At 60.7% G+C, this 10,300-nt stretch carries 9 protein-coding genes; 6 read left to right on the top strand and 3 right to left on the bottom strand.

The annotated features are described in order from the left end of the window. Window positions 1-168 precede the first annotated feature (168 nt). Together AC07YV_RS27175 and aptA are read right to left on the bottom strand one after the other, a co-directional pair. The gene (locus AC07YV_RS27175) at window positions 169-1,662 is read right to left on the bottom strand and encodes a CoA-acylating methylmalonate-semialdehyde dehydrogenase (protein WP_102702272.1); all 1,494 of its coding nucleotides are present in this window, start codon (window positions 1,660-1,662) and stop codon (window positions 169-171) included. 74 nt (window positions 1,663-1,736) lie between these two features. Continuing rightward, window positions 1,737-3,086 (bottom strand): omega-aminotransferase AptA, encoded by a 1,350-nt coding sequence (aptA, locus tag AC07YV_RS27170; protein ID WP_102702271.1) that lies wholly within the window; start codon window positions 3,084-3,086, stop codon window positions 1,737-1,739. Window positions 3,087-3,225: 139 nt separating this feature from the next. On the opposite strand from aptA, the gene AC07YV_RS27165 reads away from it, so the two are divergent. The 6 genes from AC07YV_RS27165 to AC07YV_RS27140 all read left to right on the top strand — a co-directional run bounded on the left by AC07YV_RS27165 (window position 3,226) and on the right by AC07YV_RS27140 (window position 9,738). Then, window positions 3,226-4,146 carry a LysR family transcriptional regulator gene (locus AC07YV_RS27165; protein ID WP_102702270.1) on the top strand — a complete coding sequence of 307 codons (921 nt, stop codon included), beginning with the start codon at window positions 3,226-3,228 and terminating at the stop codon, window positions 4,144-4,146. A 162-nt stretch (window positions 4,147-4,308) separates the two neighbouring features. Further along, complete coding sequence (locus AC07YV_RS27160; RefSeq protein WP_095964806.1) at window positions 4,309-4,959, top strand: TetR/AcrR family transcriptional regulator; 651 nt, start codon at window positions 4,309-4,311, stop codon at window positions 4,957-4,959. A gap of 6 nt (window positions 4,960-4,965) precedes the next feature. After that, window positions 4,966-5,547, top strand: a complete 582-nt coding sequence (locus AC07YV_RS27155; protein ID WP_102702269.1) for an IMPACT family protein — start codon at window positions 4,966-4,968, stop codon at window positions 5,545-5,547. Between the two features lie 581 nt (window positions 5,548-6,128). Then, window positions 6,129-7,694, top strand: a complete 1,566-nt coding sequence (locus tag AC07YV_RS27150) for an ABC transporter ATP-binding protein (protein ID WP_102702268.1) — start codon at window positions 6,129-6,131, stop codon at window positions 7,692-7,694. Between the two features lie 11 nt (window positions 7,695-7,705). After that, on the top strand, window positions 7,706-8,812 hold the full coding sequence (locus AC07YV_RS27145; protein WP_102702267.1) for an ABC transporter permease: 1,107 nt from the start codon (window positions 7,706-7,708) through the stop codon (window positions 8,810-8,812). Beyond that, window positions 8,812-9,738, top strand: a complete 927-nt coding sequence (locus AC07YV_RS27140) for an ABC transporter permease (RefSeq protein WP_102702266.1) — start codon at window positions 8,812-8,814, stop codon at window positions 9,736-9,738. Before AC07YV_RS27145 ends, AC07YV_RS27140 begins: the two co-directional genes overlap by 1 nt. Here AC07YV_RS27140 and AC07YV_RS27135 read toward each other — a convergent pair. After that, a complete protein-coding gene (locus AC07YV_RS27135) occupies window positions 9,735-10,226 on the bottom strand; it encodes a hypothetical protein (RefSeq protein WP_218501208.1) in 492 nt (163 codons plus the stop codon). The genes AC07YV_RS27140 and AC07YV_RS27135 overlap by 4 nt on opposite strands. Window positions 10,227-10,300 lie beyond the last annotated feature (74 nt).

Here is a 10,300-nt window from a genome sequence, read left to right as displayed (position 1 = left end):
TTTGTTTATCAAGGAGTTTTCCGTTTCGACTGCGCCGGAAGTGGGGCGAATTATAGGCCTCCAGAATCTGCCGTCAAGCACTGATTTTCACAAATCTGTCATATAGGCCAAAAAAGCCTCTAAAACAAAAAGGCCGACCCAATGGGTCGGCCTTCTACGCCCTTCTACTTACAAGCTAGGGAACGCGAACTGCGAAGCTTCATGGCTCGCCCGCTGCGGCCAGCGCTGGGTGATGGCCTTGCGACGGGTGTAGAAACGCACACCATCCGGGCCGTAGGCGTGCAGGTCGCCGAACAGCGAACGCTTCCAGCCGCCGAAGCTGTGATACGCGACCGGCACCGGCAACGGTACGTTGACGCCGACCATGCCGACTTCGATCTCGTCGCAGAACAACCGCGCCGCTTCGCCGTCACGGGTGAAGATGCAGGTGCCATTGCCATACTCGTGATCGTTGATCAGCTGCATGGCTTCTTCCAGGCTGTTGACCCGAACAACGCACAACACCGGCCCGAAGATCTCTTCTTTATAGATACGCATCTCTGGTGTGACGTTGTCGAACAGGCAACCACCCAGGAAGAAGCCGTCTTCATGACCGGCCACGGTCAGGCCACGACCATCCACCACCAGCGTCGCGCCGGCGGCTACGCCGTCTTCTACATAACCGCTGACTTTGTCACGAGCCTGGCCAGTCACCAGTGGACCCATGTCCAGGCCGCAGGAAGTACCGGCACCGATTTTCAGCGCCTGGATTTGCGGAACCAGTTTGGCCACCAGAGCGTCTGCGACCTGGTCACCAACACACACGGCCACGGAGATCGCCATGCAGCGCTCACCGCAAGAACCATAAGCCGCGCCCATCAGTGCGCTGACAGCGTTGTCCAGGTCTGCATCCGGCATCAGCACGGCGTGGTTCTTCGCACCACCCAGGGCCTGAACGCGTTTGCCGCGCTTGGTGCCTTCGGAGTAGATATATTCGGCAATCGGCGTCGAACCGACGAAGCTCAGCGCCTTGACTTCCGGCGCTTCGATCAACGCATCCACCGCAGTCTTGTCGCCATGCACCACGCTCAGTACGCCTTTAGGCAAACCGGCTTCCAGCAGCAACTGGGCAATCAGTAGCGTCGAGCTCGGGTCACGCTCGGACGGCTTGAGGATGAAGCAGTTGCCGCAGACGATCGCCAGCGGGTACATCCACAGCGGCACCATGGCCGGGAAGTTGAATGGCGTGATACCCGCAACTACGCCCAACGGCTGGAAGTCAGACCAGGCATCGATGTTCGGGCCGACGTTGCGGCTGTACTCGCCCTTGAGGATTTCCGGAGCCGCGCAAGCGAACTCGACGTTCTCGATGCCGCGCTTCAATTCACCGGCAGCATCTTCCAGGGTCTTGCCGTGCTCTTCGCTGATCAGTTGCGAGATGCGAGCCTCGTTCTGCTCCAGCAGTTGCTTGAAGCGGAACATCACCTGGGCACGCTTGGCCGGCGGCGTGTTGCGCCAGGCCGGGAATGCAGCCTTGGCCGCGTCGATGGCGCTCTGGATGGTTTCGCGGGTCGCCAGCGGCAACTTGTGAATAGCCTGACCGGTAGACGGGTTGAACACATCAACCGCGCGACCGTTCTCGGTCACCAGTTCGCCATTGATCAAATGCGGAATAACGCTCATGGAAGCTCCTGAAAAGTTGTCCACAGGCGCCCGTTCCCGGACGCCCGTTGTTTATCGGTATATAGAAGGAGAAATCAGTCGATCTTGCCCAGCACTTCGCCGACCGCGTCGAACAGGCGGTCCAGATCCTGCGGCTTGCTATTGAAGGTTGGGCCGAACTGCAGGGTGTCGCCGCCGAAGCGTACGTAGAACCCGGCTTTCCACAGCGCCATGCCGGCTTCGAACGGACGCACGATCGCATCGCCGTCACGTGGAGCGATCTGGATCGCACCGGCCAGGCCGAAGTTGCGGATGTCGATAATGTTCTTGGTGCCTTTGAGGCCGTGCAGTGCATTTTCGAAATGCGGTGCGACTTCGGCCACGCTCTGCACCAGGTTTTCCTTTTGCAGCAAGTCGAGTGCTGCCAGGCCCGCCGCGCAAGCCACCGGGTGTGCCGAATAGGTGTAGCCATGGGGGAACTCAACCGCGTACTCAGGCGTCGGCTGATTCATGAAGGTCTGGTAGATCTCGGAGCTGGCAATCACCGCGCCCATCGGGATCGCGCCGTTGGTGACTTGCTTGGCAATGCACATCAGGTCCGGGGTCACGCCGAAGGTGGTGGCGCCGAACATGGTGCCGGTACGGCCGAAACCGGTGATCACTTCGTCGAACACCAGCAGGATATTGTGCTGGTCGCAGATTTCACGCAGACGCTTGAGGTAACCCTGTGGTGGAACCAGTACGCCAGCGGAACCGGCCAACGGCTCGACGAATACCGCCGCGATGTTCGACGCATCGTGCAGTTCGATCAGTTTGAGCAGTTCGTCAGCCAGGGCGATGCCACCCTGCTCCGGCATGCCACGGGAGTAGGCGTTGCTTGCCAGCAGAGTGTGCGGCAGGTGGTCGACGTCCATCATCGCCTGACCGAACAGTTTGCGGTTGCCGTTCACGCCGCCGAGGCTGGTGCCGGCGATGTTCACACCGTGGTAGCCACGGGCACGGCCGATCATTTTGGTCTTGGTCGACTGACCTTTCAGACGCCAGTAGGCACGGACCATCTTCACCGCGGTGTCAGCGCACTCGGAGCCCGAGTCGGTGAAGAACACGTGGTTCAGGTTGCCCGGGGTCAGGTCGGTGATTTTCTCGGCCAGCTGGAACGACAGCGGATGACCGTACTGGAAGGCTGGCGAGTAATCGAGGGTGCCCAGTTGCTTGGCGACCGCTTCCTGGATTTCCTTGCGGGTGTGGCCGGCGCCACAGGTCCACAGGCCCGACAGCGAGTCATACACCTTGCGACCCTTGTCGTCGGTCAGCCAGCTGCCTTCGGCGCCAACGATCAGGCGCGGGTCGCGCTGGAAGTTACGGTTGGCGGTGTAAGGCATCCAGTGAGCATCGAGCTTGAGCTGGCTGGCCAGCGAAGTCGGGGCGTTTTCAGGCAAGTTCATGGGCAAAACCTCGCAAGGCAATAAGCGGCGTAAGGATTGAAAACCGTTGTTGCAGCTAAATTGCCACGGGGATAAAGTCGGTGAAATGCAACTCTTCTAATGTTCAGTCAGCCAATCACTAAACTTTTGAGTAACCCGCATGAGCACTCGCCGTCCCGATCCGCTGGCCCAGGTCAGCGACTTTGATATTCGCCTGCTGAGGATCTTTCGCAGCGTGGTGGAATGCGGCGGCTTCTCCGCGGCGGAAACCGTGCTGGGCATCGGTCGTTCGGCGATCAGCCAGCAGATGAGCGATCTGGAGCAACGCCTCGGCCTGCGCCTGTGCCAACGTGGACGCGCCGGTTTTTCCCTGACCGAAGAAGGCCGCGAGGTCTATCAATCGGCGTTGCAACTGTTGAGTGCGCTGGAAAGCTTCCGCACCGAGGTCAACGGCCTGCACCAGCACTTGCGTGGCGAATTGATCATCGGTCTGACGGACAACCTGGTCACCCTGCCCCACATGCGCATCACCCATGCCCTCGCGCAGTTGAAAGAGCGCGGCCCGGACGTGCAGATCCAGATCCGCATGATCGCGCCCAATGAGGTCGAACAAGGCGTACTCGACGGTCGCCTGCACGTCGGCGTGGTGCCGCAGGCCAGCGCGCTTTCCGGGCTGGAATATCAACCGCTGTATAGCGAACGCTCGCTGCTGTACTGCGCGGTCGGCCACCCGCTGTTTTATGTCGACGACAAACAACTGGACGACGAGCGCCTGAACAGTCAGGACGCCATCGCCCCCACCTTCCGCTTGCCGGCGGAGATCCAGGCTCACTACCAGGCGCTCAATTGCACCGCCAGTGCCTCGGACCGCGAAGGCATGGCCTTCCTGATCCTGACCGGACGCTATATCGGTTATCTGCCGGACCACTATGCCAGCCTCTGGGTTCAGCAAGGTCGTCTGCGCGCGCTGAAACCGAAAGCACGCTTTTATGACCTGAGCCTGGCGTCGGTCACACGCAAGGGCCGTCGCCCGCATCTGGTGCTGGAGAGTTTTCTCGAGAGCCTGGCCGCGACGCGTTGAACAATCCCCCCCCTGTAGGAGCTGCCGAAGGCTGCGATCTTTTGATCCTTAAAATCAAGATCAAAAGATCGCAGCCTTCGGCAGCTCCTACAGGGTTGTGGTGGTTTCGGTTTTACGCTATCAACGCACTGGCTGCACCCACCTACCTGTTCGGAAGTGCCTATGACCTTTGAAGTCCCAGCCCACGGCGGAAAACCCGTCAGCCGCATTCGTCAGAAGAACGAAGAGACCATCATCAAAGCCGCCGAAGACGAGTTCGCCCGTCACGGGTACAAAGGCACGAGCATGAACACCATCGCCCAGAACGCCGGGCTGCCCAAGGCAAACCTGCATTACTACTTCACCAACAAGCTCGGTTTGTACGTGGCGGTGCTGAGCAACATCATCGAGTTGTGGGACAGCACCTTCAACACCCTCACCGCCGAGGATGATCCGACCGAGGCCTTGACCCGTTACATTCGCGCCAAAATGGAGTTCTCCCGCCGCCAGCCGCAAGCCTCGCGAATTTTCGCCATGGAAGTCATCAGTGGCGGTGAATGCCTGACCGAGTATTTCAACCAGGACTATCGCGCCTGGTTCCAGGGCCGTGCGGGCGTGTTCCAGGCCTGGATCGACGCCGGTAAAATGGACCCGGTCGACCCGGTGCACCTGATCTTCCTGTTGTGGGGCAGCACCCAGCATTACGCCGACTTCGCCACGCAGATCTGCCGCGTCACCGGGCGCACCCGGTTGACCAAACAGGACATGGAAGACGCCGGGGACAACCTGATCCGCATCATTCTCAAGGGCTGCGGCCTGCAACCTGCCATTTGAATACATATGCCTTTTACCCTCAGCGGTTTTTGCGAATACCGCGAAGAGATTCGCAAGAGCCGCTTCATTACCTTCGCCGCGCCAATCTCCAGCCCGGCCGAGGCCCAGGCGTTCATTGAAAAGCACAGTGACTTGAATGCCTCGCACAACTGCTGGGCGTGGAAGCTCGGCGATCAATATCGCAGCACCGATGATGGCGAACCCGGTGGCACGGCAGGTCGGCCGATTCTGGCGGCGATCGAGGCACAGGATTGTGATCAGGTCGCGGTGCTGGTGATTCGCTGGTACGGCGGCATCCAACTGGGCACCGGTGGTCTCGCCCGGGCCTATGGCGGAGGTGCGAACAAATGCCTGCAAGCGGCGCCAAAGGTTGAGTTGATCAGCCGGGTACCGTTGCGTTGCGCTTGCGGGTTTGCCGAGCTGGCGCTGGTCAAGCTGCGGGTGTCGGAGGCAGGTGGACTGGTTGTGGATGAAAGCTTCACCGCCAATGGGGTCGAGCTGCAGTTGGCCGTGGGCGATGCGCAGATCGATACCTTGCAGTCACAGCTGGCCGATTTGAGTCGTGGACGGATTCTTTTACAGCGCTGAAAAGAAGAGCAAAAGATCGCAGCCTTCGGCAGCTCCTACAGGGGATCGTACTGCGATCTTTTGGGGCACGCCGTTTTTCCACTTATTCCATATTTGCCCACATCTGCTGTGCACCCGGCTGTGGATAACCTGAGCACATACCGCTGTAACCCTTCTGTCATGCGGCTTTGCGGACTTTGCTCAATTTTCGTCCAATCTGCCATCAAGCGCATCAAATTCAAGCAAAAACAAACAGTTACGGCGATTTATCACCTTTAGAAGAAAGCCACCCAGTGCTTATGCCCATGCCTTGAGCTTGCGCACAAATACTGTGGAGCAATCTGTGGATAACCCGTTCATGGCCGCCTCGGCACCCTGCACGGTATGGCTTGTGGTCGATTGATCATTTTTTGAGCAAAATCCCACGAGCAAAATCGGGGCTTGATTTGCGCCGTTGCCCCTATGTGGTGCCGGGCTCTGCGCGGCACATTTGAAAACTGCGTACTCAACGCCCCGGCTCACAGGAGTCCGAAGTTTTCCTGACCGAGTGGCCAGATAATTGCTTTATCCACAGGCACAAGTCCAACAGCACTGAGCCTGTCATGCCCAATCACGCCCCAATCCCCGCTCCTGTTCCGCGCCTGCAACTGCGCGCAATCACAAAACGCTATCCCGGCTGCCTGGCCAACGATGCCATCGACCTGACCATTGCTCCTGGCGAGATCCATGCCCTGCTCGGCGAAAACGGCGCGGGCAAAAGCACGCTGATGAAAGTCATCTACGGCGTGACCCAGGCCGATTCCGGCGAGGTGATCTGGCAAGGTCAACGGGTGAGCCTGCGCAACCCGGCCCAGGCGCGAGGCCTGGGCATCGGTATGGTGTTCCAGCACTTCTCGCTGTTCGAAACCTTGAGCGTGGCACAGAACATCGCCCTGGCCATGGGCGCGGCGGCAGGCACACCCAGACAACTTGAGCCGAAGATTCGCGAGGTGTCCCGGCGCTATGGCATGGCGCTGGAACCGGAGCGACTTGTACACAGCCTGTCGATTGGAGAACGGCAACGGGTGGAAATCATTCGCTGCCTGATGCAGGACATCCGCCTGTTGATTCTCGATGAACCGACTTCGGTGCTGACGCCGCAAGAGGCCGACGACTTGTTCGTCACCCTGCGCCGGCTCGCCGCCGAGGGCTGCAGCATTTTGTTCATCAGCCACAAGCTCGGGGAAGTCCGCACGTTGTGCCAGAGCGCGACGGTACTGCGCGGCGGGCGCGTGACCGGACATTGCGTGCCAGCCGACTGTACGGATCAGCAACTGGCGCGCCTGATGGTCGGTGAAGCGGCGCAGCTGATCGCAAACTATCCGAAGGTGACCGGGGGTGATGCGTTCCTTGATGTACGCGGATTGTCCTGGCACAACCCGGACCCGTTCGGCTGCTCGCTCAAGGACATCAATCTTGAAGTGCGCAGCGGCGAAATCGTCGGCATCGCCGGGGTCGCGGGCAATGGCCAGGACGAGCTGCTCGCCCTGCTCAGCGGCGAACAACGCCTCAATCGCAACGAAGGCGCAACCCTGCGTTTTGGCCAGGAACCGGTTGCCCATTTACACCCTGACGCACGTCGCAGACTGGGCCTGAGCTTTGTCCCCGCCGAACGCCTGGGCCATGGCGCGGTGCCAGAGTTGAGCCTGGCAGACAACGCGCTATTGACCGCTTTCCAGCAAGGACTGGTGAGCAAGGGTCTGATCCGGCGCAGCAGAGTCGAAGCGCTGGCCGAGGAAATCATCCGCCGTTTCGGGGTCAAGACACCCGATAGCCAGACCCCGGCCCGCAGCCTGTCCGGCGGCAACCTGCAGAAATTCATCCTCGGCCGGGAAATCCTCCAGCAACCCAGACTGTTGATTGCCGCGCACCCGACCTGGGGTGTGGACGTCGGCGCGGCTGCCACCATTCACCGCGCCTTGATTGCCTTGCGTGATGCCGGCGCGGCGATCCTGGTGATTTCCGAAGACCTCGACGAACTGTTCCAGATCAGCGACCGCCTCGGCGCCTTGTGCGGCGGTCGACTGTCGGCGCTCCACGCCACGGTCGATACGCGCCTGAGCGATGTCGGCGGCTGGATGGCCGGCCAGTTCGCAGCCCCTCAATCACTCGCATCCGCCACGCGCTAACGGAGTGTCACATGCTGCTTTCTCTTGAACCCCGCGGCCAGCAATCGCGGCTGATGCTGTGGTGCTCGCCGTTGCTGGCGGCTGCGCTGACCCTGGGCTGTGGATCGTTGTTGTTCATCGCGCTCGGGCATGACCCGCTGCTGACCTTGCACAGGCTGCTGATCGCGCCGGTCAGCGACCTGTATGGCGTCTCTGAATTGTTGGTCAAAGCCCTGCCGATTCTGCTGTGCGCATTGGGTCTGGCCGTTGCCTACCAGGCGCGCATCTGGAACATCGGTGCCGAAGGCCAGCTGCTGCTCGGTGCCTTGGCCGGCAGTGCGCTGGCGGTCAACATCATCGATATGCAAAGCCGCTGGGCGCTGGTGGCGATTCTGCTCACCGGCACCCTGGCCGGTGCTGCCTGGGCCGGCCTGACGGCGTGGTTGCGCGCGCGCTTCAACGCCAATGAAATCCTGACCAGCATCATGCTCAACTACATCGCGCTGAACCTGTTGCTGTTCTGCGTTCACGGTCCGTTGAAGGATCCCGCCGGGTTCAACTTCCCCGAGTCAGCGATGTTCGGGGATGCCAGCCGCTTGCCGCTCTTGATGGAGGATGGACGGGTTCACGCCGGGGTGTATTTCGCCCTGCTCGCCTTGGTGGCGGTGTGGGTGCTGTTACAGAAAAGTTTTGTCGGCTTCCAGATCAAGGTGCTCGGGCTGGACAAGCGGGCCGCCGGTTTCGTCGGCTTTCGCGAAAAGCGTTTGATCTGGCTCGCGCTATTGATCAGCGGCGGTCTGGCCGGCCTCGCCGGTGTGTGCGAAGTCACCGGGCCGATCGGTCAGTTGGTGCCGCAGGTCTCGCCGGGCTACGGCTATGCGGCGATCACCGTGGCATTTCTCGGTCGCCTGAATCCGCTCGGCATCCTGTTTTCCAGCCTGTTGATGGCGCTGCTGTACATCGGCGGCGAAAGCGCACAAATGAGCCTGAACCTGCCGCAAGCGATCACCCAATTGTTCCAGGGCATGATGCTGTTTTTCCTGCTGGCCAGTGACGTGCTGATTCTCTACCGGCCGCGCTTGAACCTGCGCTGGACCCGCCGTGCCCAAGCCACCGCCGTACACGCAGGAGCGTTGTGATGGATATCGATCTGCTGAGCAATATTTTCTACGCCATGGTCCGCTGCGGCACGCCGTTGCTGCTGGTAGCACTGGGGGAACTGATCTGCGAGAAAAGCGGCGTCCTCAATCTGGGCCAGGAAGGCATGATGCTGTTTGGCGCGGTGATCGGTTTCATCGTCGCGTTCAACACCGGGCACTTGTGGCTCGGAGTAGTGCTGGCGATGTTCGCCGGGATGCTGCTGTCATCGCTGTTTGCGCTGGTGGCGCTGGTGTTCAATGCCAATCAGGTGGCCACCGGTCTGGCCCTGACGATTTTCGGCGTGGGCCTCTCGACTTTTGTCGGTGCGGCCTGGGTCGGCAAACCGCTGGCGGGTTTCGAACCCTTGGCGATTCCCTATCTGAGCGGGATCCCGCTGATCGGGCGGATGCTGTTTGCCCAGGACCTGTTGGTCTATCTGTCGTTCGCACTGTTTACGCTGGTGGCCTGGGTCCTTCTGAAAAGCCGAGTCGGGCTGATCATTCAAGCCGTCGGGGAAAGCCCCGCTGCCGCCAGTGCCATGGGCTTGCCGGTGTTGTCAGTGCGTACCCTGGCGGTGTTGTTTGGTGGCGCGATGGCCGGGTTGGCCGGGGCCTATCTGTCCCTGGCGTACACACCGATGTGGGCGGAGAACATGAGCGCCGGGCGCGGCTGGATTGCCCTGGCGCTGGTGGTGTTTGCCAGTTGGCGGGTGTGGCGTCTGCTGCTCGGTGCGTACCTGTTCGGGCTCGCCAGCATCCTGCACCTGGTGGCGCAGGGATTGGGGCTGGCGATTCCGTCGAGCCTGCTGGCGATGCTGCCGTATGTCGCGACCATTGTGGTGTTGGTGCTGTTGTCACGGGATGCGCTGCGGACACGGTTGTATGCGCCGGTGTCGTTGGGGCAGCCGTGGCAGGCCGGGCATTAGGCTGTGCCTGGGCGGGCCTCTTCGCGAGCAGGCTCGCTCCCACATTTGACCGAGTTCACACCCATCCCATGTGGGAGCGGGCCTGCCCGCGAAGGGGCCCGAACAGGCAACACCTGAGCCACGCCCCACGCCAATTCAAACACCAGAAAAACCACCAGAATCGAACTCGCACCCTGGATCAGGGCATAAGCCTGCCAGGCCGAGAACAGGAATCTGGCCACGGCGTCATACCGCCCGAAAACCTGCTGAGGATCACGAATCCGCAGCACCGACCATACGCAGACGATCGAGCCCAACAGATTCGCCATCAACATGTGCACCGGTTCGAACGGTGGCAACTCACCCGGCAAATTCAACGCCTGGCTCAGCGCAGTCAAAACCCCATGCAACGCTGCAAAACTCCACGGCGTGACAAACGCCATCGTCACCAACAAGTCATACCAGGCACTGCCTTGCACCAACCGGCGATATTGCGCTGTAGTCCACATCGTCATTGCTCCATCAATTCAGGGAGCAACAAGGCTAAAGCCTGGAGTATGCTCCAGGGTCAAGCCCCTTCGAG

It is taken from the genome of Pseudomonas sp. GW456-E7 (assembly GCF_059424105.1).
Note: the sequence above shows the minus strand (reverse complement) of the source record. Positions and strands in the feature narration are given on the sequence as shown.